General features: G+C 68.7%; 20 protein-coding genes and 1 pseudogene. 11 read left to right on the top strand and 10 right to left on the bottom strand.

The features are described 5' to 3' along the window. The first annotated feature begins 5 nt into the window (after positions 1-5). The 6 genes from ACYVGD_RS03650 (at position 6) to ACYVGD_RS03625 (ending at position 6,699) form a co-directional block, all read left to right on the top strand. The gene (locus tag ACYVGD_RS03650) at positions 6-1,091 is read left to right on the top strand and encodes a hypothetical protein (RefSeq protein WP_460741628.1); all 1,086 of its coding nucleotides are present in this window, start codon (positions 6-8) and stop codon (positions 1,089-1,091) included. A gap of 42 nt (positions 1,092-1,133) precedes the next feature. Beyond that, complete coding sequence (locus ACYVGD_RS03645; RefSeq protein ID WP_460741627.1) at positions 1,134-3,566, top strand: AAA family ATPase; 2,433 nt, start codon at positions 1,134-1,136, stop codon at positions 3,564-3,566. Next, positions 3,559-3,912 carry a hypothetical protein gene (locus tag ACYVGD_RS03640; protein WP_460741626.1) on the top strand — a complete coding sequence of 118 codons (354 nt, stop codon included), beginning with the start codon at positions 3,559-3,561 and terminating at the stop codon, positions 3,910-3,912. The genes ACYVGD_RS03645 and ACYVGD_RS03640 overlap by 8 nt, the downstream gene beginning before the upstream one ends. Before the next feature lies 1 nt (position 3,913). Further along, positions 3,914-4,666 (top strand): TY-Chap2 family putative peptide chaperone, encoded by a 753-nt coding sequence (locus ACYVGD_RS03635; protein WP_460741752.1) that lies wholly within the window; start codon positions 3,914-3,916, stop codon positions 4,664-4,666. Between the two features lie 164 nt (positions 4,667-4,830). Continuing rightward, entirely contained in the window at positions 4,831-6,003 is a 1,173-nt protein-coding gene (locus ACYVGD_RS03630) for an ATP-binding protein (RefSeq protein ID WP_460741625.1), read from the top strand. A 123-nt stretch (positions 6,004-6,126) separates the two neighbouring features. Continuing rightward, on the top strand, positions 6,127-6,699 hold the full coding sequence (locus tag ACYVGD_RS03625; RefSeq protein WP_460741624.1) for a hypothetical protein: 573 nt from the start codon (positions 6,127-6,129) through the stop codon (positions 6,697-6,699). Positions 6,700-6,823: 124 nt separating this feature from the next. Here ACYVGD_RS03625 and ACYVGD_RS03620 read toward each other — a convergent pair whose 3' ends face one another. Next, positions 6,824-7,603, bottom strand: a complete 780-nt coding sequence (locus ACYVGD_RS03620) for a TspO/MBR family protein (protein ID WP_460741623.1) — start codon at positions 7,601-7,603, stop codon at positions 6,824-6,826. A 161-nt stretch (positions 7,604-7,764) separates the two neighbouring features. On the opposite strand from ACYVGD_RS03620, the gene ACYVGD_RS03615 reads away from it, so the two are divergent. Next, positions 7,765-9,189, top strand: coding sequence for an MFS transporter (locus ACYVGD_RS03615; RefSeq protein WP_460741622.1), 1,425 nt, complete (start codon positions 7,765-7,767; stop codon positions 9,187-9,189). A gap of 146 nt (positions 9,190-9,335) precedes the next feature. Here the strand turns inward: ACYVGD_RS03615 and ACYVGD_RS03610 are convergent, their stop codons facing one another. From ACYVGD_RS03610 to ACYVGD_RS03585, 6 genes are all read right to left on the bottom strand, one after another. After that, on the bottom strand, positions 9,336-10,061 hold the full coding sequence (locus ACYVGD_RS03610; RefSeq protein ID WP_460741751.1) for a LacI family DNA-binding transcriptional regulator: 726 nt from the start codon (positions 10,059-10,061) through the stop codon (positions 9,336-9,338). Between the two features lie 18 nt (positions 10,062-10,079). Continuing rightward, on the bottom strand, positions 10,080-11,735 hold the full coding sequence (locus ACYVGD_RS03605) for a dipeptide ABC transporter ATP-binding protein (RefSeq protein WP_460741621.1): 1,656 nt from the start codon (positions 11,733-11,735) through the stop codon (positions 10,080-10,082). Further along, positions 11,728-12,711, bottom strand: coding sequence for an ABC transporter permease (locus ACYVGD_RS03600; protein WP_460741620.1), 984 nt, complete (start codon positions 12,709-12,711; stop codon positions 11,728-11,730). Before ACYVGD_RS03600 ends, ACYVGD_RS03605 begins: the two co-directional genes overlap by 8 nt. After that, complete coding sequence (locus ACYVGD_RS03595) at positions 12,711-13,697, bottom strand: ABC transporter permease (RefSeq protein ID WP_460741619.1); 987 nt, start codon at positions 13,695-13,697, stop codon at positions 12,711-12,713. The genes ACYVGD_RS03600 and ACYVGD_RS03595 overlap by 1 nt, the downstream gene beginning before the upstream one ends. Further along, positions 13,694-15,382, bottom strand: a complete 1,689-nt coding sequence (locus ACYVGD_RS03590) for an ABC transporter substrate-binding protein (RefSeq protein WP_460741618.1) — start codon at positions 15,380-15,382, stop codon at positions 13,694-13,696. The genes ACYVGD_RS03595 and ACYVGD_RS03590 overlap by 4 nt, the downstream gene beginning before the upstream one ends. 70 nt (positions 15,383-15,452) lie before the next feature. Next, positions 15,453-15,806, bottom strand: coding sequence for a hypothetical protein (locus tag ACYVGD_RS03585; RefSeq protein WP_460741617.1), 354 nt, complete (start codon positions 15,804-15,806; stop codon positions 15,453-15,455). Positions 15,807-15,867: 61 nt separating this feature from the next. Here ACYVGD_RS03585 and ACYVGD_RS03580 point away from each other — a divergent pair, with 61 nt between their 5' ends. Next, positions 15,868-16,977: a phosphatidylinositol-specific phospholipase C/glycerophosphodiester phosphodiesterase family protein gene (locus ACYVGD_RS03580; RefSeq protein WP_460741616.1), complete on the top strand. Its 1,110-nt coding sequence runs from the start codon at positions 15,868-15,870 to the stop codon at positions 16,975-16,977. 42 nt (positions 16,978-17,019) lie between these two features. Next, positions 17,020-17,688: a DUF6928 family protein gene (locus ACYVGD_RS03575; RefSeq protein ID WP_460741615.1), complete on the top strand. Its 669-nt coding sequence runs from the start codon at positions 17,020-17,022 to the stop codon at positions 17,686-17,688. A 154-nt stretch (positions 17,689-17,842) separates the two neighbouring features. Here ACYVGD_RS03575 and clpB read toward each other — a convergent pair whose 3' ends face one another. Beyond that, entirely contained in the window at positions 17,843-20,416 is a 2,574-nt protein-coding gene (gene clpB, locus ACYVGD_RS03570; RefSeq protein ID WP_460741614.1) for an ATP-dependent chaperone ClpB, read from the bottom strand. A 317-nt stretch (positions 20,417-20,733) separates the two neighbouring features. Continuing rightward, the gene (gene trxA, locus ACYVGD_RS03565) at positions 20,734-21,150 is read right to left on the bottom strand and encodes a thioredoxin (protein WP_460741613.1); all 417 of its coding nucleotides are present in this window, start codon (positions 21,148-21,150) and stop codon (positions 20,734-20,736) included. Between the two features lie 278 nt (positions 21,151-21,428). Here trxA and ACYVGD_RS03560 point away from each other — a divergent pair. Continuing rightward, a pseudogene (locus ACYVGD_RS03560) lies at positions 21,429-22,055 on the top strand (carboxyl transferase domain-containing protein); the annotation flags it as partial. 85 nt (positions 22,056-22,140) lie between these two features. Here ACYVGD_RS03560 and ACYVGD_RS03555 read toward each other — a convergent pair. Beyond that, complete coding sequence (locus tag ACYVGD_RS03555) at positions 22,141-22,974, bottom strand: hypothetical protein (RefSeq protein WP_460741759.1); 834 nt, start codon at positions 22,972-22,974, stop codon at positions 22,141-22,143. A 338-nt stretch (positions 22,975-23,312) separates the two neighbouring features. Here ACYVGD_RS03555 and ACYVGD_RS03550 point away from each other — a divergent pair, with 338 nt between their 5' ends. Beyond that, positions 23,313-23,468, top strand: coding sequence for a hypothetical protein (locus ACYVGD_RS03550; protein ID WP_460741612.1), 156 nt, complete (start codon positions 23,313-23,315; stop codon positions 23,466-23,468). Positions 23,469-23,572: the final 104 nt, after the last annotated feature.

Genomic DNA, 23,572 nt, shown 5'->3' with positions numbered 1-23,572 from the left:
GATTCATGAGCACTCCCGCGGATGACATCAAGCGCGTCTATAACGTCATCAAAGACAACGGCGAACGCTGGCAGATTCTGTATACCTCACACGGCATACGCTGGATTCCCGACCTGACTCCCGAAGCAGCCAGCCCCGGCGCGCCGACGCCGGCGACTACACCGTCTCCTCGGCCCGCTCCGCCCATCGGACCACCACCCCTGCAGGTCATCCAGGGGGTGCTCAACACGGCCAGCAACATCGGCCTGTGGTATGAGACCCGTCAGGAGCGTCTGATCGCCGAAGCAGCTCATGAGGAAAGACGAGTCCAGTGGCTCGCCGACATGCTGACCCGGTGGGGTGAGATCCACCGCGAGGGAGACCAGCTCGACCTCAGGGTCACCGAATACTTGGCACGCGAATCCAGCGGCCTCGTGAACGCCATGTCCTCCAGCAAGCGGGTTGCCGTTCCCCAGTCCATTCTGTTCGAGATCGCCAGCGTTCAAGACACCCTTCGTGCTTTTCGCTCATTGATGCTCGAACAGTTCGAGGAACTCGCGGAAACCGAAGACATCGACGCCGTCGTGCGCGCCTCGTTGCCGGAACGAAAGTTGAACCTCGAGTTCATCCGTGAACTCGCCAGTGAGCCCACCGTCGAATGGGGAGATCGCGGGCGAAAGAACGGCGACCTCGACCCGATCGCCGCACTAGCTGAGAGCACCGGCCCCGCGTCCGGTTTCCTGACCCGGCTCTTCCCCAGCACCGGACTCGCACTTCGAGTGGAAGATGAGTCCCCTGAGCAACAGGGCTTCATAGAACGCCTGGTGGGAGTCCTCACCCAGACCCTCCCCCGGCCGAGGCTGTTCGAGAGCAAGACCACGGACCGGTTCGACCTCCACAGAGAATTGGTCACGCTTCCCACTGAAGTTTCGCGCGTGAAGCTGCTGCATTCAGCCTGGATCGCCACGAGCGGAGTGATCACGCGCGCACTGGGCTCCGAGCCCCAGGTATCGATCGATGCCGATGGAATGAGCTTGGCGCTGACGGCGTCGCCCGGAACCCTTCGTGGTCAGCTCGGCAGCCGCGGTTCCCAAGCCAGCATCACTCAGTAGACGACCACCGATCGAGCCCAGACCCAGCAAGCAGGAGGCGCCGTGGCACCAAGAGAGAACGCCGACATCCTCACATGGGTGATCAGCCGAGCCGTCGAGGAAGGAGACCCAGGCGTCCTGGCCCTCGCCGCCTTCGACGGCCCTGCAGCCGTCACCGCCTACTTGGACGGTCACACGCGCGCCCCCATCTCGGGTGTCTCCGCCAGCCCCACCGAACACCCTCCCACCTGGCTCAAGTCCCTCACCGTCACCGCCTTCCGCGGCGTCGGCCCCACCACCACGCTCTATTTTCCCGCCGGGCCGGGCCTCACCGTCGTCAGCGGCCGCAACGGGTCGGGCAAGTCGTCCCTCGCGGAGGGGCTCGAGGTCGCGCTGACAGGGCGTACCTATCGGTGGGGCAACGACCGGACCAGCACACAGTTCGACCCCGCGTGGCGCAACCTCCACACCAACGCCGAGCCGAACATCTCGCTGCGCCTCACCAGAGACGACCAGGACTGCACGATCGACGTCGCGTGGGCCCCGGGCGCGACCGACAAGGCGGCACTGACCCGCTCGGTCGAATCGGTCGGCCAGACTGCCGATTTCTCCTCGCTCGGCTGGGACAGCGCGATCGAGGTGTTCCGGCCGATGCTCTCCTACGAGGAACTCGGCCAGTCACTCCTCAAGGCCAACCAGAAGACCACCGCGCAGGCGTTCGAGCGGGGCCTCGGACTCCAGCAGCTGACGGCCGCAGCCGAGGCGCTCAACACCGTGGCCAAGCAGACCGACGGAGCCACCGGCGACGAGAAGAATGCCCGCGCCGCCCTCCGCGAACTCCTGGAAGCCTCCGGCGATGAGCGCGCCGCCGCCCTGCGCGACGCGCTGCCCAAGCGCATCACTCCGACCGCCGACGTTGGCGCGTTCCGCAGTCTCGACACGACCGCCCCGGTGGCGGGCGGTGTCGCCGTGCTGACCCAGATCGCCGACGTCCGCGCACCCTCAGCCGACGACGTCACGGCGCGTACGCAGCGGCTTCGCGCCGCCGCCGACGCGTACGCCGCCGTCACCGATCGCGCCGAGACCCTCGACCAGCACAGGCAGGACCTGCTGCGGCGCGCGCTCGACCTGCACGCGGTCTTGGGAGACGACCCAGCCTGCCCCGTCTGTGGAACCGGTGTGCTCGACGCCGACTGGCTGGCCAGCACCCGCGAGACCCTGGACAGCAGCGCGTCGGCGGCCCACGAGCTGTCCGAGGCCGAGAACGAGCTGCGGGCGGCGCGTACGGCCCTCGAAGGACTGGTCGGTGGCCGGCCTGGCCAGCTGAGCCAGACCGCGGTCGACCTCACCGCGCAGCAGCCCGCCCGGGACGCATGGGCGACGTGGGCACAGCTGCCGGCCGACCACGCGGAGGCCGCCCATCACGTCGAGACCCACCTTGACTCCGTCCGCACCGCCACCGAAGCGTGGCGCGCCGAGGCCGAGGCCGAGGCGCTGCGCCGCCGCGACGACTGGGCCCCGGTCGCCCAGGCCGTGCTGCGGTGGCTGGACGCGTTCGACCGGTACTGCGACGAGTTCGACCGGCGGGCCCGGATCACCGCCGCCCAGAAGCTGCTGCGGACGACCACAGCCGAGGCGCGCGAGCTGCAACTGGCGCCAATCCGCGAGAAGGCGCAGGCCATGTGGGCCCAGCTGCGCCACGAGAGCAACGTGTCCCTCGGCGACCTCAAGCTGTCAGCGACCAAGCTGGAGATCCCCGCGGAAGTCGACGGTGCACAGGCGGGCGCCCTGCAGGTCATGAGCCAGGGTGAGCTGCACGCGCTGGCACTCGCCCTGTTCCTGCCCCGCGCGGCGTCCGACGCCAGTCCGTTCCGGTTCGTGGTGCTGGACGACCCGGTCCAGGCCATGGACCCCGCCAAGGTCGAGGGCCTGCTCAGCGTCCTGCTCGACCTGGCACAGACGCGTCAGGTCGTCGTGTTCTCCCATGACGACCGGCTCGCAGCGGCGGCACGTCGCCGGATGGGCGATCCCACCGCCAGTATCCGCCTGCTCACCGTCGAGCGAGGAGGCAAGTCGGCGGTCACCATCAAACCGTCGGGCGACGCGGCTGGTCGGTATCTGTCCGAGGCGGGCGCCCTCCTCAAGGACAAGAAGGTGAATCCCGCGCTGAAGTCGAAGGTCGCGAGCGGCCTGTTCCGCATGGCCATCGAGGCCGCGGCCCGTGACGCGTGGTTCCGCAACGGGCTCGGCGGAGGGCTGTCGCCGGAAGCCGTCGAGGAGCGCTGGGAGAAGGCGAAGCGCACGAAGGACAGGGTGGCCCTCGCGGCCGGTGTGGACGACTGCTTCCAGTGGTTCTCCTGGGACCACCCCCACCGCAAGCCCGCGATCGAGGCGTGCAACGAGGGGATGCACTCCGGGCAGTCTCCTGACGCCCTGGAGAAGGTGTTCTCCGATGTGCACCAGACCGTGAAGGACCTCAGGAAGTCCGATGGCTGAGCACGATGCGTACCTCAAGGTCGCGCGCCAGATGGTCGACAGCGGCGACCCTCGCTACCTCTACATGGCCTGTTGGTTGGCCCGGCAGGGGCTGGAGCTGATGGTCGACCAGCTCATCGATCTCATCGACCCGAGCGCTGGCCACGCCTCCACACGGAGCAAGCTTGCGATCCTGCTGGTCATCTTCGACGGCACGGCGGTTCCCGGGCGGGCAGTGAGGGCGTGGGAGGAACTGTCGTACGCGTGTCATCTGCCCGCGTACGAGCTGACGCCCACACCGCCTGAGGTGAACGACTGGCTGGAGGATGTGAAGGCCGTGTCGGACCTGTGCTCAAAGTTGGGATGATCTGAATCGGCCCCGGTACCCCGACGCTCCCGCACCCGAGAGGATCGAAGATGCTCCATCCGTCAACCAAGCGGCAGCTTGGCGTCTGTGCACCGAACTCGTTCGGCGCCACCTCGACCTATGGATCACGGAACAGCACGCAGGCGGCGGCATGTATGACGAGCTTGTTGTCCATCCCGTGGAGAACCGGTGGTGCCTCCGCTACAACCTCGAGGGATCCATCCATGCCTTTGTTCCAATGAGCCGCGACGGGCATCGCCGCTGGGACCCGCTCGAATATCTGCACAGCGAACCCAAGCGGTTCGTTCATGAGGTGGAATCCGCACTGGGCCTCTCAGCACCGTCGTCGATGCCATTGACGACGCCCCGCACGCTGACGTATCGAGTGCTCGCCGAACTCATGGCACGCAACTTCCTCAAGGTCGGTGAAGTGAAGCTCCTCAACGGGTTCTTGGATGTCCCTGACGAAGATGCAGGCCCTCGTGAAGACCTTTTCGCCGACTTCGCCTCGCTCCCACCTCGCATCCGCGCAGACCGTCCAGACGACTTCTTCGGTCAGGGCGGCTATCGGTTCTGGTTTCTCATGGTCAACGAGCGGCCTGAGCTCATGTTCGAAATCAGTGGGGCGAGTGTGTGGCGCCGGGGTGCGTTCGAGTCGTTCGAGCCCTTCGACCTGATGAGTGCGTACGCCGCAGCAGGTCGTGATCTGAACGCCATGATGGCGCGATTCGACGCGTGGCGCATGAAGATCTAACCCCGATGCTCGGCTTCTCATTCTCAGCCACGTTCGAAGGACAGCACCTGGCGTACTGGTTGACCACCCGACGTGGCACCAGCTGGTTGGACGAACTGGTGGACCTTCGGCAGACTATAAAATCTAAAAAACACAGCGAGTTCTACAAACGGGGGGGTCGTCATATGCGCGACTACGAACCCAGCCCTTTCAACCCGGGGTTCGGCCGACGGCCGGCGGTGTTCGGCGGCCACGAACAGGCTCTCACAGACCTCACCCGCGCTCTGGAGACCCACGACTTGGGCGAGAACCAGGCCCTGCTCATCTCGGGGCTGCGCGGAGCGGGTAAGACCTCGATGCTGAGCGTCCTCCAGGAGCGCGCCACTGAGCGCGGCTGGGCGGTCATCGCCGACGACGCGAGCGAGGGCCTCGTGGAGCGTGTCTCGAAGAGCACCATCCCGCGTATCCTGAACCAGTTGGAGGGCTCGTCGGAGTTCCGGCTCAAGGCGGTTCAGGTCGCCCAGGTGAAGGCCGAGATGGAGATCACCGAGCGCCCCGTCGTCCCTCTCCTGCGCCACCAGCTCATCGACCTGTCCGCGGCCCTTGGTACGCGGGGTGGCGTACTCATCACCATTGACGAAGTCACCAGTTCACGCGCCCACCTGCAGGAGCTGACACGGTTCGCGCTGGAGGTCCAGCACGCCATCAACGCCGGCGCGGTGCTCATGGTGGCCTTCGCCGGAATCGGCGTGGATCTCGACGAGCTGATGAAGCAGCGCACCCTCACGTTCTTGCGCCGTTCACGCCCCCTCGACTTCCGGCGCTTACCCGCGTCAACGACCCGGCGCGTGCTCCAAGAGACGATCGAGTTCGGTGGCCGAACCACCGACGATGCGGCCCTCGACCGGCTCACTCAGATCGCGCAGGGCTACCCCTATCTCATCCAGCTGGCCGGCGATTACGCCTGGCGTCACACGCCCGGCTCACCCACGGTCACCCTGGCCGACGCGGACTTCGCCCTCGACCGCGCCATCAAGGCGGTCGTCGACCGCGTGATCAGCCGCGTCTTCGACGACCTCTCCGAGCGCGACAAGGACTTCCTGCGAGCCATGTCGATCGACGAGGGCCGGTCGAAGATGGCCGACATCGTGCAGCGCATGGGCGAGTCCGACCAGTACGTGCAGGTCTACAAGCAGCGCCTCATCAAGAGCGGCTACGTCCAGCAGGCCGGCCGCGGCTACGTGGAGTTCTCACTGCCCTACCTCGACCAGTACATCAAGACGCTCACGGGAGACGGCCCAGAGGCCAGACCCGCCAACGAGGGTTGGGACTCCTACCCGCCACCAGCAATCGGCTGAAGCCTCGGACATTCTCGACAGCTGCTAGTGAGAGAGTCGTCGGGATCGTCTCGAAGGGGCGGGGGTAGCTCCTCGACTCGGCCGCAAGCGCCTCTGACCCGTTCACATCGGACCATGGTTCCCATGCCCCGCACCTGCCTCTGGAACCGCCTGGCGCTGATCCTGGCCGCGCTCGCGCTGCTGACCGCACAGTCGGTGTCCACCGCCTGCCCGGCGTCGGCATGCAGCTGCATGCCGCCCGACCCGGAACGCGCCGCGCGTTCGGCCGCCTATGTGGCCAAGGTGCGCGTCGACCGCGTGACGCAGGTCGGCGGACAGTACGCCGTGTTCAGCGTCGACCCCGAAGCCCTGTACAAGGGGCCGGGCCTCGAACCCACCACCATCGTCACCAACCAGGCCACCACCGCCTGCGGGCTCGGCCGCTGGAAAGAAGGAACCGTGGCCATGATCGTCGGCTACCCCACACGGGGCGACACCGCCGGCATCGCACCCCTGCAGGCCACCTGGTGCAGCCTCATGACCGAAGAGGAGGCCCAGCGCGTCCTCGGGCCGCCGCGTACGCAGGCCCTTCCGAACCCCGCGCCCCGCGGCCCGAACGTCGTCCTGATCGCCGCGATCGGCCTCGGCGTGGTGACGCTCGTCGGGCTGATCGTCGGATTCCTCGTCGTACGCCGACGCCGGCCCGGCAAGAACTGACGGCGGCCTGGCCAACACCGGCCACTGACCTCCAGCACGAGCGTCTGAGACGTGTGCCCCGAACCCGGTCGCACCCCTGGACCAGTCTCCAGACCTGTTCCTGCGACACCGACGCGGACCGGACTCAGGCCGAACGCCGACCCCGACGCGCGATCGCGAGGAAGACCACCACGACCGCAGCCGCCGCGGCGACGCCGCCGACGACCGGGGACCGCAGCTCGCCGGTGAAACGGCCGACCGCCACCCACGCCAGGCCCCATGCGGCGGCAGCCCCGAACGCGATGGCACTCGCGCGGTGGACCAGCAGGCGGGCGACGGTCACCCCCGCGATGCCGACGACCACCGCGATCACGGCCACCGTCAGCGCCACAGCGAGCACGCCGGTCGCGGCTACGCCCGACCCGACGAGCGCCAGCGCCACGTTCGCGCAGGTCGCGACGCACGACCACCCGAGATACAACCCGAACGTCACCCGCACCCACACCGCGTCCCCGAGCCCGCCCGGCTCCAGGTCGCGCACGCGCCGGAACAGCCACCCCAACGCCGCCACGAGCAGCGCGATCACGACGACGCTCCCCCAGATCCACTGGGCCTGCGTCACGAGCAGCCACACCCCGTTCAGGGCCAGCGTGGCCGCGGCGGGGATCCGCGTACGCTCTGCCCAGCGCGAGCGCCCCGCCGCGGGCAGCCACTGCCACACCACATACCCGGCCAGCCCGAGATAGATCACCGACCAGATCGAGAACGCCGGCCCGTGGGGCGCGATGAGCGTCGCGTGGTCGCTGAACAACCCGCGGCCCTGCTCGGCCACGCGCGTCCCGATCAGGCCCAACCCGAACGCCGTGCCGACGACCCAGACCAGGGCTGCCGCGGTCACGACCAGACGGTCACGGGTGAGAGACATGGCACTCCATTCGTCGCGGGCCACTGCTGTGGAGCCGTGGAGTCTATCCGGGGCGTCCCCCCATCACGCCTCCATAGCAAGAACGAATATTCTCATAGGACCGCGTCTTGCCATCTGGTCGGCGCGCGGTCGCGTTCGCGACAGCCCCCACCCTTGGACCCGTGACCCAGACCGACACCCATCGCCCCGTCGTCCGCACGCCCGCCGACGTCGCCCGCCTCGTCGCCGACCGCACGACGCCCCAGCGCGGCGCGCTCGGCGTGGTGATCCTCGCGCTCGGCGGGATCTTCATGGACGCGTACGACTTCAGCTCGCTCGCCTTCGGCATCACCGAGATCAAGAAGCAGTTCGGGCTCAACGGCTTCATGACCGGCCTGGTGAATGCGGCGATCATGGCCGGCTCCGTCGTCGGCGCGACGGTGGGCGGCTGGCTGGTCGACAAGCTGGGACGCTACAAGCTGTTCACCGCCGACATGATCTTCTTCGTGGTCGCCGCGATCGGCTGCGCGCTCGCCCCGAACGAGTGGGTGCTGATCTTCTTCCGGTTCATCATGGGCATCGGCGTCGGCCTCGACCTCCCCGTCGCCATGGCCTTCCTCGCCGAGTTCTCGTCGCTGCGCGGCAAGGGCAACCGCTCCCAGCGCGTCAACGCCTGGTCGCCGGCCTGGTACGCCGCCACGGGCATCGGCTATGTCGTCGTGCTCGTCCTGTTCCTCACCCTGCCCGCCGCCCACCAGCCCCACCTGTGGCGCTGGGTCGTCGGCTTCGGCGCGGTGCCGGCCCTGGTCGTGCTGATCGTCCGCCGCCGCTTCCTGCAGGAGTCCCCGCAGTGGCTCGCCAACCAGGGCGACCTGCGCGGCGCGGTCGACGTGCTGCGCAGCTCGTACGGCATCGACGCCGAGCTGGCCCCCGACGCCTCGGCGGCCCCCACCCCCGTCCGCCGCACCAACGCCTTCGCCCGTCTCTGGTCGCCGCGCTACCGCATGCGCACCATCGCCGCGCTCTGCGTCAGCGTGTTCTCGACGTTCGGCTACAACGCCGTCGCGTACGGGACGCCGCTGATCATCTCCGAGCTGCTCGGCCGCGGCCCCCTCATCACGATCACGTCGTCGCTCGTCATCAACCTCGTGTTCGGCGTGGCCGGCGGCCTGATCGGCGTCAGCATCGTGTCGAAGATCGGCGCCCGCCGCGAGACCCTGATCGGGTTCGGCCTGCAGGCCGTCGCGCTCGCTGCCATGGCTCTCATCGGCGCGCCGAAAGGCGCGATCGTCTACGTCGCGGTGGCGATGCTCGCGCTGTTCATCTTCGCCCAGGCGGGCGGCCCGGGCGCCACTCTGATGGCGTACGCGACCCTCAGCTACCCGTCCAGCCTCCGCGGCGTGGGCGTCGGCTTCAACGAGGGCGTCAAGCGGGTGTTCTCGATCGTGTCGCTCGTCGGCTTCCCGATCCTGGCCGCGTCGCTGAAGACCGGCGTGTTCTGGGTGATCCTGATCTTCCCGCTGCTCGGCTTGCTGTCCATCGCGTTGATCCGCTGGGACCCCACCGGCGTCGACACCGATGCCGAGGAGTACGCCGACCAGGCCTGACTCGCCACCCAGGAAGACCGATCCCGATCGCACCCAACCGGTGCCCCCGATCCGTTGAGCCGGCGTGTCGTTCCCGCGTGCATGCAATCGGTCTCAGCTCTGCTGAACCGCTCGAATCCTTCAGCCGAGAATGCCGAGGGCCGGTTTCAGGTTTCCCGGAGTCGAAGCACGCCGTGGCAGACGATCCGGGCCTCGGCACGCATGGGTCCCGCCATCTCGACGAGCAACCCGACGGCCTCCTGGACGGCGTATGCGGTGGGAAGCTGGATGGTTGACAACCGTGGCCGGGTGCGCACGGGAAGCGCATCATCACACCCCAGCAGCCGGACGTCGCCGGGGATGCGCAGCCCGGCGTCGCCGAGGCCGTCCAACACTCCGCAGGCGATGATGTCGTCGAAGGCGATGATGACATCGGAATCGGGGGCCTGGTCGCCCACGATGGCACGAGTCTGCGCGTACGTTCCGGCCTCGACCTGGAGGAACTCGACGGCGAAGCCACGCTCAACGGTGCCTTCTGCGACGGCTCGGCTGCGCTCGTGCTGAGACCACGACCGGGTCGGTCCACCGACATAGGTGAACCGGCGCGCCCCCGCGTCGGCGAATCGGGCGATGGCCTCGTGCAGCGCCTGGGACGATGACAACAGCACGCGCGCGACGCCGTCGGTGTCATTGTTGATCAGAACGAGCCGCGTCATCTCGGCGATCTGCTGGAGTTCCGCGGCAGGCAGGCGCGGGGAGCCCATCACGAGTCCCTCGCAATGTGGCATCAGTGAGGCGAGAAGACGGCGTTCCCGCTCGGGATCGGAGTTGGTCTCGACGACCATCACGGTCAGGCCATGCTCCTCGGCGGCCCGCTGTGCAGCACGAATCAGCGGCGGGAAGAACGCCGGTCAGCGCACCGGCACCAGCGACGGCACGGCCGCCAACAGCCCCCGCGTGTACGCCTCCTGCGGCTGCCCGTACACCTCGGCCACGGTCCCCTGCTCCACGATCTGCCCGGCGCGCATCACCGCCACGCGGTCGGCGACGGACTTCACCACCGACAGGTCGTGCGAGACCAGCAGCAGCGCGAGGTTCTCCTCGTCGCGCAGCCGTGCCAGCAGGTCCATGACCTGGGCCCGGATCGAGACGTCGAGGGCCGAGACGGGCTCGTCGGCGATCAGCAGCGAGGGTTGGGTCGCCAGCGCCCGCGCGATGCCGATGCGTTGCCGTTGGCCGCCGGAGAACTGGTGCGGGTATCGCTCCGCGTACGCCGGATCGAGACCCACCTGTTCCAGCAGCCCGGCGATCCGTGAGGGGCTCGCGTCGAGGCCGTGGACACGGGCGGCGCGACCAAGGATCTGGCCCACGCGGTGCCGTGGGTTGAGCGATGAATAGGGGTCCTGGAAGATCATCGCCATGTGGCGACGTTGTGGTCGCAGCCGCGTCTGGGACCACCCGGTGATGTCCTGCCCACGGAACTCGATCCGTCCGGCGTCCGGATCGACCAGACGCAGCGCGATCCGGGACACCGTCGACTTGCCGGACCCCGACTCGCCGACGAGCGCGACGGTCTCGCCGCGACGTACCTCCAAGGACACGTCCTGTGCCGCGCGCGTCTCCACGCCCCGACCCAGCAGGCCCCGACGCGAGCGGAAGGTCTTCGAGACCCCCGTCAGCCGCAGCACCACGTCGTCGTCGACCGCCCGAGGCGGCGGTGCGGGCACGTCGATACGCGGCGTGGCGTCGCGCAGCGCGCGGGTGTAGGGGTGGGCGGTCTGCGTGAACACCTGGGCGACGGGCCCGGTCTCGACCACTTCCCCACCGCGCATCACCGCGACCCGGTCGGCGGTCTCGGCGACGACGCCGAGGTCGTGGGTGACGAGCAGCATCGCCATGCCGAGATCGTCGACGAGTTCGCGCAACAACTGCAGCACCTGGCCCTGGACGGTCACGTCGAGCGCGGTCGTGGGTTCGTCGGCGATCAGTACGCGCGGCTCGTTGACGACGGCCATGGCGATCATGGCGCGTTGTCGCATCCCCCCGGAGAACTCGTGAGGGTAGCGCTCGACCTGCGTCTCGGGATCGCTCAGGCCGACCCGTCCCAGCATCTCTACGGCTCGGGCGCGGGCGGCGGCCGCACTGACCGGGTGGCGCAGCCGGTGGGCGTCGGCGATCTGCTGGCCGACCGTGCGGTAGGGGTTCAGTGCGGCGAGCGCGTCCTGGAACACCATGGCGATCTCACCACCGCGTACGCCCTCCCGCGCCCGCTCGGGCAGCCCGACCATCTCGTGGTCACCGACGAGGACCTCGCCGCTGACCCGCGCGGTCGGTGGCAGCAGGCCGAGTGCGGCGAGCCCGATCGTCGATTTGCCCGACCCCGACTCGCCGACGACGCCGAGCACCTCCCCGGCGCGCACGTCCAGGGAGACGCCGGCCACTGCGGTGGTGGTCCCGTAGGTGACGCGCAGATCGCGTACGCGCAGCACGGCCTCCTCGGACTTCGCAAGGAGGTCGGACTTCGCGGCGTGGGCGGCGGACGCCGGGATGTGGGGGCGGTCAGGCACGACGGATCCTCGGATCGATCAGGCCATGGACGATGTCCACGACAAGGTTGGCGACGATGACCAGGGCCGCTCCGAACAGCGCGGTGCCGACGACCAGGCCGAGGTCGCGGCGGCTCACCGCCTCGATGAGCAGTTCACCGAGACCGTGGATGCCGAAGACGCGTTCGGTGAAGATCGCGCCGCCGAGCAGACCGGCGATGTCCAGCCCGACCATCGTCACGATCGGCACCCATACGCCGCGCCGCGCCGACCGCAGCACGGTACGCCGGGGCGCTCCCGTGGCCCGCAGGGCGAGCAGGTGGTCGGCGCCGAGCTCGTCGAGCATCTGGTTGCGCGCGAATCGCAGGTAGCTGGCGGCGAAGATCGTGCCCAGGACCAGCCAGGGGGTGACCAGGTGCCACGCCCAGTCGATCGGCGACTCGGCGAACGGGACATAGCCGGAGACGGGCACCATGTTCAGGGCGAACCCGAACACCAGCAGCGCCAACAGGCCGAACAGGTAGGTGGGTGTGGCGAGGACGAGCAGCGAGAGGCCGCGTACGAGATGGTCGAACGGGCGGTTGCGTCGCAGGGCGGCGACGATGCCACCGCTCATGCCCATAGCGACGGCGACGACGATCGCGCCGAGTGCGATGGCCGCGGTGATGGGCAGCCGTTCGAGGATGAGCGCGGTGACGGGCTGGCGGAGGTCGAACGAGAACCCGAAGCACGGGGCGTCGCAGGCGACGGCCTCGGGTCCGGTCCCGAACGTCCGACCGGCGACCAGCCCACGAAGGAAGTCGAACCACTGCTGCAGCGCCGGCTTGTCGGTCTGCATGAAGGCCTTGACCTGCTCGAGCCGATCGGGGTAGCAGGGCCGTCCGCACATGATCTGGGCGGGCTCGCCGACGGAGTAGAACAGCAGATAGACCGCGAGCGAGATGGCGAGCAGGATCAGCGCGGAGGCGGCGACCCGTTGGGCGACGAAGCGCAGCATCAGACCTCCTCGGTCTTCACGTCGTAGGCATCCCGCAGCGCGTCGCCGACGAGCATCGAGCCGAGCACGATCAGCAGCAGTGCGGCCCCCGGGAACAGCAGATACCAGATGTCGGCCCCGGTGTAGGTCCACGTGATGGAATTGCCGATGAGGCGGCCGAGTTCGGGGGTCTGCGGCCCCACCCCGATCCCGAGGAAGCTCAACCCGGCACCGGTGGCGACGAACGCGGGGAACTTCAGCGCGGCCACGACGATCACCGTCGACACGAGGTTCGGCAGGATCTCACCGACCAGTATGTCCCGATGGGTGGCACCGGTGGCGCGGGCGGCGGTGACGTAGTCGCGGGCGGCGATGACCTTGGCCTGCCCGCCGACCAGGCGCGCGGTCGCCGCCCAGCCGAACGCGGCCAGCGCCAGAATGATCAGCACCGGCTTGGGGAAGTCCGGCGGCACGATCAGCTGGATGGCGATGAGAAACAGCAGGCTCGGGAAGCCGAACATGAAGTCGACGAACCGTCCCAGCACGGCCTCGACCCAGCCGCCGCAATAGCCGGCGAGCAGGCCGACGGTCACCCCAATGGCCAGGGCGAAGATCGTCGCCCCGGCCGCGATGCCGATGGAGGTGCGGATGCCGTGGGCGATGAGCGCCAGCAGGTCGCGCCCGGTGCCGGGTTCGACACCCAGCAGGTGCCGCGACGAAACACCGCCGAACGGGCCGATGGGGACACCGCCCGACGCGGCGTCGATCGCCGTCGAGTCGAACGTGGCGGGGTCCTGCCCGGTGAGGGCGGTGATGAGGGGCGCGAACAGTCCGACCAGCGCGACGGAGGTCAGGCAGACCGCACCGACATGGAACTGGCGGGCCCGCAGCAGGCGGCTGCGTACGGTCCCGCGTGTGGTGCGTGGGCCCGTCGCGCCCCCGCTCGCTGCGTTCGGGGACCCCGGGGTCCGGGTCGGTGCGTGCTCGGAGGTCGCCTCCCCGCTCACGGCTTCTTCAGACCCTGGACGAGTGCGTTGGTGTAGCTGGGGTAGAGGGGCACGTAAGAACCGCCGACATTCGAGCCGTAGATGAACGCGTTCTTCGAGTAGATCAGCGGCACGACGGGAGCCAGTTCCATGGCAGCCCGATCGATCTCCGCCCACTTCTTCTGCGCGGCGGCGGCGTCGAGCACACCGGACGCCTCGGCGATCGCCTGATCGATCTTCGGGTCGGACAGCCGTGCCATGTTGTAGCCGCCGTTGCCGATCTCGGAACTGGCGATCAGCGGCTGCAGTGCGGCGTACGCGGAGGGGAAGTCGGCCTGCCACCCGGCCAGGGTGAGGTCGAAGTCGCCGGTCTTGGTCTGGGTGTCGCTGAGCTTGTCCGCATCCTGGGGGACGATCTGGACCTCGATCCCGATGGCCTTCAGGTCGTTGGCGATGGAAGCGGCCTGGTTGCCCTGGGCCGTCTTCGCCGAGTCGATGGCCAGGGTGAGCTTCGGCACCTGAGCTCCGGCGAGGACCTCCTTGGCCTTGGCCTGGTCGCCGGTGGGCGCGGCGGGGTAGAGGTCGAACTTCTCGTGGCCGTAGACGCCCGGGGGCAGCAACGTGGTGGCGATGTCACCGCCGTAGACCGGGCCGCCGGCGATGGTCTGGATCTGCTGCTTGTTGATGGCGTACTGGATGGCCCGGCGCACCTTGATGTCGCTGAGGCCGGGGCGCGAGGTGTTCATCACCAGGAAGGTCATCTGTCCCGACGGGGAGACGTAGACGCGCTCCTTGAGCTTCGGGTCGGCGTTGATGCGGGTGATCAGCGATGCGTTCACGCTGGGACCGGTGGCGTTCTTGTCATCGCCCTGGTCGGCGGCCATGCGCTGGCCGGCGGTCTCGGAGTTGAGGCCCATCTCGTATTCGATGCGGTCGGGGTACGCGGGCCGCACCGGGTCGGTCTCGGCCTTCCAGTGAGGGTTGCGCTCGAGGACGACCTTCGAGCCGACCTTGTAGTCGGTGACCCGGTAGGGGCCGGAGGCGGGCGGGGTGTGGTCGTACGCCGGGATGCCCATGCCCTTGGTCGCCGGGACGGGGGCGAAGGCCGGCATCGAGGTGATCCACGGCCAGTCCGCGAACGGCCGGTCGAGATGGAAGATGATCGTCTTGTCGTCGGGAGTCTCGATCGAGTCGAGGTGCTGGCCCTGGGCGGGTCCCCGATAGCCGGGGGCGCCGACGAGCAGCTGCTTGTGGTAGCCGAGACCACCTTGGAGCTGTTCGTCGAACGAGCGCTCGACGCCGAATTTGATGTCGGCGGCGACGATGGGGCTGCCGTCGGCGTAGCGGAGGTCGTCCTTCAAGGTGAACTTCCACGTCCGTCCACCGTCGGACGTGGTGCCGGTGTCGGTGGCCAGGTCGGGAGCGAGTTCGGCCATCGCCTTGGGGTCGGTCTTCCAACTGGTGAGGCCGCGGACGATGTAATGGATGCCGGAGGTGCCGAGGTTCTGGCTCATCGCCGGGTCGAAGTGGATCTCCTTCGACGTGGACAGCACCTTGAGGGTGCCGCCGCGGGCGGGGGTGGTCGTGGTGGCACCGCTGGCGGTGGCGGTCTGACCCGTGGCGGGCGTACGCGGGTTCGCGTTGCACCCGGCGACGACGAGCGCGGTGGCGGCGATGCCGGCGGCGAGCATATGACGACGGTTCATGGGGACTCCTGAGGTTGGGCGCGCGGCGGCGCACCCCGATCGTGGGGACAGCGTGAGGGGGGCGCGGAGGTCAGAGCGTGGCGCAGCGCTGATCACGCACGCGACAGCACTCGCAGGTCATCAGACCGTGCGGTGTGTCGTGGAACTGGCCCGTGCGGGACATGCGGGACTCCTTGGGATGGCGCTCGAACAGCACTCGGAACATTAAACCCAAGGATGGACACATTGGCAAAAGCAATACTGGCCCTGGCTCTGCCCTCTCGACCCAGTCGGCGAGGACGCGTACCCAGTTGGCACCCGCCCCGATGCTGACGAGCTCGAGCTGCGACAGCGAGCCGTCGGACTCGACGCGGAAGAGCTGGGCGTCGGTGTCGCGCTCGCCGACGACGATCGCGAGGGTGTCGGCGTACGTCACGAAGCCCATCTGTCACCTGCCGTTCACCACCAACCGCTACCTCTGGGCGCGTCCATACCGAGGAGTCTGCATGCGCCCCACCCGTCCCCCCGTCGCCGCCATCGCCGCGCTGATCGTCATGCTGCTGGGACCGCTCGCCCCGGCGTACGCCGCCCCGAGCCAGCAGCCCGCCGGGTTCACCATTGGCCGCCCATTCGTCGGCGGGCACGCGCACAACGACTACGCCCACGACCACCCGCTGTATGACGCCCTCTCCCACGGGTTCACCAGCATCGAGGCCGACACCTGGTTCGCGGCCGACGAGCTCTACGTCGGCCACGACCCGATCGAGGCCGGCCAGGGCCGCACCCTCAACGACCTCTACCTCGCACCGCTGGCCCAACTCGTCCGCAGCCAGGGCGGGCGGGCGTACCCCTGCTGGCCCGGCGAGCTGCAACTCCTCGTCGACTTCAAGTCGTTCGGGGCCCAGAGCTATGCGACGCTCGAGCGTCAGCTCCAGCCGTATCCCGACGTCTTCACCCACGTCATCGACGGCCGCCTCGTGCGCGGTGCAGTGCGCGTCGTCATCTCCGGCGAGCGCCCGCGCGACCTCATGCAGGCCGACACCGACCGCTGGGCTTTCTTCGACGGCCGCCCGGACGACCTCGCCACGCCGCCCGACGCCGACCTCATGCCGCTCGTCTCGAGCAACTGGGCCACGGAGTTCACCTGGCGAGGCGACGGCCCCATGCCCGCCGACCAGCGCGCCCGCCTTGACGACCTTGTCCGCCGCACCCACGCCGCCGGCGCCCGCTTGCGCTTCTGGGGTACGCCGGACACCGCCGGGCCCGCCCGCGACCAGGTCTGGCAGACCCTGTACGGCGCCGGCGTCGACCACATCAACACCGACGACCTCGCCGGACTCGAGGCGTTCCTCACCGGCCGCCGCGCCCCGTTCGCGGGCTGTCCGACGGCGATGCCAACCCCGAGCGCGGCCCCAACCCCCAGCGCGGCCCCAACCCCGAGCGCGACCCCGACACCGAGCGCGACCCCGACACCGACCGTGTCACCGCGGCCCACGGTGCGCCCCACCGCCTCGACGACCGCGACCCCGACGCCGTCCGCGACGACTTCGGCCACCGCACCCACACCTCCGCCCGTCCGCGAGGCCGTCGGTGGCCTGGCCAACACGGGCCGCTGAGCAGGTCGGCGTCGGTGGCCCCACAGCCCCTACTCTTCCGGTATGGGCTTCAAGTGCAACTTCTCCGCCATCTCCCCCGGCATCCCCCGCGACGACATCCTCGGCCTGACCGAGGGTGGTCCCGAACGCGCCGCCGCCGTGGTCCGGCAGTTCTTCGGGGAGGGGTACGCGAACGACGGCATGGGTGAGGCGCACTCGACCTACCCCGAGGGGGACGCGATCTGGGCCGGAACGTGGGGCGACACGATCCTGTTCGCCGCCGACACCCTCACCCTTGACAACGCCGTGTGGACGCTGCCGGACGGGTTCGGGCGGTGGGACCTCAACATCCATTCCGTAGTGGACGTGTGCCGCTTCGAGGTGGCCGGAGGGCCGTTCGGCCAGCGGCGTGTCGAGCTCTACGGTGGCATGGAGGAGTCCCTCGAGGAGGCCAGCATGGGGCGGCCGCTACCGTTCGAGGAGCCGTTCCTGCGGGGCGAGCACCCCGATTTCGACGACTACCCGCTGCCGTTCCACCCCCTCGAGCTCGGCGACGCGGCCGCGGCGTGGATGTTCGGCATCGAGGGTGAGACACCACCCGACGACGCCGTGATCGCCCCCGTGATCGCGCAGATCCGCGCCCACGGCAACGTGATGGTGCATCGGTTCGTGCCGGCGGCCGCGCAGCCCGAACCCAAGAAGGGTCTGTTCGGGAAGCTGTTCGGTCGCTGACCCGACGCCCGCACGCGGTGGCATGAAGATGCGCACCGCGCCGGTCGCCAGGGCCTGCGTACGGGGTTTCAGCCGTCCAGTACGCCATGCCCGTGTCCATGCACGCGTACGCCGGCCCCGCAGGGACCGGCGTACGCGTGTTCTTCAGCAAACCTCAGGCCAGAACCAGACCGTCGGAGTCCTCATCGAGGTCGAACTTCACCGTGTCGCCGTCCATGACCTCCCCGGCGAGCACGCGGCGGGCCAACAGGTCCTCCATCGTCGACTGCACCAGGCGACGCAGCGGACGTGCACCGTAGACGGGGTCGAAACCCGTCATGGCCAGCCACTCCTTGCCCGCATCGGACACCTCGATGCGGATGCGCCGATCGGCCAGACGGCGGTTGAGCCGGTCGAGGGTGATGTCGACGATGCGGGTCAGGTCCTCGATGCCGAGCGGGTCGAACATGACGACTTCGTCGAGCCGGTTCAGGAACTCCGGCTTGAACGACTTTCGCACGACCTCCATGACCGCGTCACGCTTCGTCTTGTCGTCGAGCTTGGCGTCGGCGAGGAACTGCGAGCCGAGGTTCGACGTGAGGATCAGGATCGTGTTGCGGAAGTCCACCGTCCGCCCCTGGCCGTCGGTGAGGCGGCCGTCGTCGAGCACCTGCAGCAGCACGTCGAACACCTCGGGATGGGCCTTCTCGACCTCGTCGAGCAGCACCACCGAGTAGGGGCGACGGCGTACGGCCTCGGTGAGCTGGCCGCCCGCCTCGTAGCCCACATAGCCGGGGGGCGCGCCGACCAGACGTGACACCGAGTGCTTCTCGCCGTACTCGGACATGTCGATGCGGACCATCGCCTGCTCGTCGTCGAACAGGAACTCCGCCAACGACTTCGCCAACTCGGTCTTGCCGACACCGGTCGGGCCGAGGAACAGGAACGAGCCCGTGGGCCGGTTCGGGTCAGCGATGCCGGCGCGGCTGCGACGAACAGCATCAGACACGGCCTTCACCGCCGCCTTCTGGCCGATCAGGCGCCGGCCGAGGCCGGCTTCCATCTCGAGCAACTTCTCCGACTCGCCCTGCAGCATGCGGCCGACGGGTACGCCGGTCCATGCCGACACGACGTCGGCGATGTCGTTGGCCGTGACGTCTTCGGAGACCATGGGCTTGGCGTCCTTCTCGGCGGCGTCGGCGACCTCGAGCTGCTTCTCCAGCGCGGGGATCTGACCGTACAGCAGCTCGGACGCGCGCGTCAGGTCGCCGTCGCGCTGGGCGCGCTCGGCCTCGCTGCGCAGCTCGTCGATCTGCTGCTTCAGCGCGCCGACCTTGTTGAGGCCCGACTTCTCGGACTCCCAGCGGGCCTCGAGCGCACGCAGCTCCTCCTTCGCGTTCTCCAGCTCCTCCTGCAGGCGCGCCAGGCGCTCGCGGGAGGCCGGATCGTCCTCCTTCTCGAGGGCGAGCTGCTGCATGGTCATGCGGTCGACGTTGCGGCGCAACTGGTCGATCTCTTCCGGGCTGGAGTCGATCTCCATGCGCAGGCGCGACGCGGCTTCATCGATGAGGTCGATGGCCTTGTCGGGCAACTGGCGCGACGTGATGTAGCGGTTCGACAGCGTTGCGGCGGCCACCAGCGCGCCGTCGGTGATGGCGACCTTGTGGTGGGCCTCATAACGCTCACGCAGGCCGCGAAGGATCGCGATCGTGTCCTCGACGCTGGGCTCGCCGACGAACACCTGCTGGAAACGCCGCTCGAAGGCCGGGTCCTTCTCGATGTTCTCCCGGTATTCGTCGAGCGTCGTCGCACCGATCATGCGCAGCTCACCACGCGCGAGCATGGGCTTGAGCATGTTGCCGGCGTCCATCGAGCCCTCGGCCTTGCCTGCACCGATGACCGTGTGGAGCTCGTCGATGAACGTGATGATCTGACCCTCGGCCTCCTTGATGGCCGTGAGCACGGCCTTGAGACGCTCCTCGAACTCGCCGCGATACTTCGCGCCGGCGATCATCGCACCCAGGTCGAGCGAGACCAGGCGGCGACCCTTCAGCGAGTCCGGCACGTCGCCGGCGACGATGCGCTGGGCCAGGCCCTCGACGACGGCGGTCTTGCCGACGCCGGGCTCGCCGATCAGCACCGGATTGTTCTTCGTGCGCCGGGACAACACCTGGACGACGCGGCGGATCTCGGCGTCACGGCCGATGACGGGGTCGAGCTTGCCGGAGCGGGCGACCTCGGTGAGGTCGACCGAGTACTGGTCGAGCACCGAGCTGGAGCCCTCCTCCTCGGCCGACGTGATGCGCTTGTCGCCGCGGGCCTCATTGAACGCCTTGGCGAGGTTGGAGTCGGTCACGCCGAGCTGGCCGAGCAGCTGCTGGGCGTCCGACTTCACCTTCGCCAGCGCGATCAGCAGGTGCTCGGTGGCGACGAACTTGTCGCCCATCTTCTGAGCCTGGGTCTCGGCCTCGGCGTGAACGCGCGCCAGCGGGCCCGACATCGTCGGGTTCGCCACCGAGCTGCCAGACGTCGATGGGAGCTTCTTGATCGCTCCCTGGGCTGCGGCCTCGACGACCTTGGGGTCGGCGCCGACGTTCTCGAGCAGCGGGGCGCAGGTGTTTCCGGGGATGGCGAGCAGCGCCGCCAGCAGGTGCGACGGCTCGGCCTGGGGGTTTCCCTCGGTGAGGGCCATGCGCACGGCGGCCGAGACGGCGTCGCGGCTCATCGTGGTCAGTTTGCTGGTGTCCATGGATCTCCTTCGTCGGAGCGGGAAAAGTCGAATGGCTCAGGGTTGAGCCTCACGGACTCAACTATCCTCCACGGGCGAGTGAATGGCAAGCAGAGTTGAGCGGACTGGGCTCAAGTCAGGGTTCAATCAGGGACGGGGCCACTGGCAGGCGTGCCGAATCGGCGAAAAGTTGGCTCAGGAGTCCCGATATGGCGGGTCCGGGGCGAACTTTTCGCTGATCTGGCACGCCCCCTCCCTGAAAAGGTGGGCCGGAACGACGATGCCGCCGCGGACCGTCGATCGGTCCGCGGCGGCATCGTGGTCGCGACGGCCAGGGCTCAGGCCTCGGACGACTCCTGCTGGGCCGCCTCGTTCTTCATCTCGGCCTCGTGCTTGGCCAGAGTCTCGGCGTATTCCTTCTTGACGGTCTCCATCTCCAACCCCTTGACCTGCTGGATGAGGTTCTCCAGCGCGGCCGGCGGCAGCGCACCGGGCTGCATCAGCAGGGGTACGCCCTGCCGGAAGATCATGATCGTGGGGATCGACGTGATCTCGAGCATCGCCGACAGCGTCTGCTGGGCCTCGGTGTCGATCTTGCCGAAGATGACGTCCTCGTGCCGCTCCGAGGCGGCCTCGAAGACTGGCGCGAACTGCTTGCAGGGGCCACACCAGTCGGCCCAGAAGTCGAAGATGACGATGTCGTTGTCGTTGATGGTCGACTCGAACGTCTCCTGCGTGATCTCAACAGTGCTCATATGGGGTGAACATACAATCGGGGCCGCTGATTCCCCTGGCCACCCGGAGTCTTCCCAGACCGTCGGCCAAACGCCGCACGGCGGCCCGTCTGATTCGGGCACACGCGGCTGATCGACAACAAGGTCCTCGCACCCCGCTGACACCTGCAAGTGGGTCCGGGGACCCTGTTCACATCCAGCTCCTACAGGGAGTAGTATTCGAGCGTCGGGTTCGTCCGCCAGCATCATGCTTCGAACGGTCCGGCGGCGCGCTGGACCTCGTCGACGACGGAGGGTTCATGTCTGGTGAGTTGTCACGCCTGCGCGAATTGCGCGAGCAGGCACTGGCCGGCGGCGGTGCGCGCCGCATCGACCAGCAACACGCGAAAGGGAAACTGACCGCGCGCGAGCGCCTGGCGATCCTGCTCGACGAGGGCTCCTTCCAGGAACTCGGCGCGCTGGCCACCCACAACATCAACGACTTCGGCATGGCCGACAAGCACTTCCCCGGGGACGGCATCATCACCGGCTTCGGCAAGATCAACGGCCGCCGCGTCGCCGTCTTCGCTCAGGACTTCACGGTGCTCGGCGGGTCGTTCTCCGAGGTCCAGTCGCAGAAGATCTCCCACATCCAGGACCTCGCGGTCGCCTCAGGCATCCCGATCATCGGCCTCAATGACTCCGGCGGTGCGCGCGTCCAAGAGGGCGTACGCTCACTGGCCGCGTACGGCGAGGTGTTCGTGCGCAACGTCCTGGCCTCGGGCGTGATCCCGCAGATCTCGGTCATCATGGGCCCCTGCGCCGGCGGCGCCGTCTACTCCCCCGCCCTCACCGACTTCACGATCATGGTCGACCAGACGTCGAACATGTTCCTGACCGGGCCGGAGATCATCAAGACCGTCACCGGCGAGGACGTCAGCGCCGAGGGGTGTTGGGCGTCGGGACAACCCGCAGGACGTGCCCAACGCCGGTTCGGGCGGACCGGCCGCGTTCTGCGGCGGATCTGTCGTGTCAGTCGAGCGGGAGCGGCTCGACGTCGAGCGCCACGTCCCCGCGGCACTGGCGGTGTGGCCAGAACGGCAGCGGCCGGTTGTTCCAATCGACCGGCCCGGGCTCCGCTGCGCCACTGGCACCCCCGTTGCGGGGACGCAGCTCGTACATCGCCCGGACCACACCCGTGGTTGATCCGTTGGCGGGGCCGCAGCCCGCCCAGAGGATGCCACCGCTCTCCTGCCAGTGCCAGGTCCGGTGGTCGCCCGCCGCGGTGGGGACCCCGCAGCACGCGAGCCCGAACTCGTGCAGCACGAGAAGCGTGCCGTGCACGGCGGGCAGGCCGGCCGAGAACGGCGGTTCGTCGGGTTCGACCATCGGCCGTGGCTGACTCTTCGGGGGCTGTCTCCGGAGCTGGAGGAGGAGGCGGCCGGCCGGTCCGGGGATCCGGGCGGGCAACCGGTCGATCTCGGTCGATTCGTGCAGCCACCAGTGCTCGGCGACGTCTCGCCAGGGGTGTTCGCGCCGCCCCGTGCTCTCGCGCACGTGCGCCAACGCCTGACGCGCGTCCTCGAGCGAGACGGCGGGTCGCCCGGCGCGCGGGCCGTGCGTCTCGTCGTGCGGATCGAGGGTCAGGCCGATCGTCAGGGCCGCAACCGTACGCAGCACGCCGGTGAAGTCCGGCGCGGGCAGCGGGAAGCGGTCGTAGGGACGCCACCCCTCAGCCAGCAGTCCCTGCGCCTCGGCGTCGACGATGCCGAGGAGCTCGGACGCCGACAACGAGACCCCGTCCACGGACAGGTCCCTGTAGTCGTCGTCGGCCACGGCGGCCGTCAGCAGGGCATGGACTCCCACGCCCCTCATCCTAGGTCGTCGCCTGTGGGCCGCTCACGCAGTGACCCCACCGCTGCGGCAGTCGGCGCCTGCGTACGCTCGAGGTCTAAGGGAGCCACCATGCCGATCCCGAAGCGCGTGACGACGTTCAACCGCGACTACCTCAACAAGCTGCTCGTCCGACTGGCCAGCACCGGTTCGTTCGTCGACCTGGAGCACGTCGGCCGAAGGTCGGGGCGGGTCTACCACACCCCGCTCATGGCTTTCCGGTCCGGCGACACGGTCACGTTCGCGCTCACCGCGGCCCTGACGTCGACTGGCTCAAGAACATCCGCGCCGCCGGCCGTGGCCGGATGCGGATGGGCGAAAAGCTGCTCCACCTGGGCGCCGCACGCCTGGTCGCCCGTGGAATGGGCATCGAGGGCATGCCGCAGCCTCAGCGGACCATCCTCAGAGCCACCGGCAACGTGGAGCACTTCGTCGAGGCCCCCGTCCTCGCCGAGGAGCCGTGGTGACAGTCGGCCGGGCCTTGGACGCGGATCAGGTCGGTCCAGTTGAGTCCCCGATAGTGGTGTAGCGCGGTCGCTGTCCTCGTCCCGGTAGTGGACGTGGGTGCGGC

It is taken from the genome of Mariniluteicoccus endophyticus (assembly GCF_054780035.1).
The sequence above is the reverse complement of the archived record's forward strand: the minus strand, read 5'-3'. Positions and strand labels throughout refer to the sequence as shown.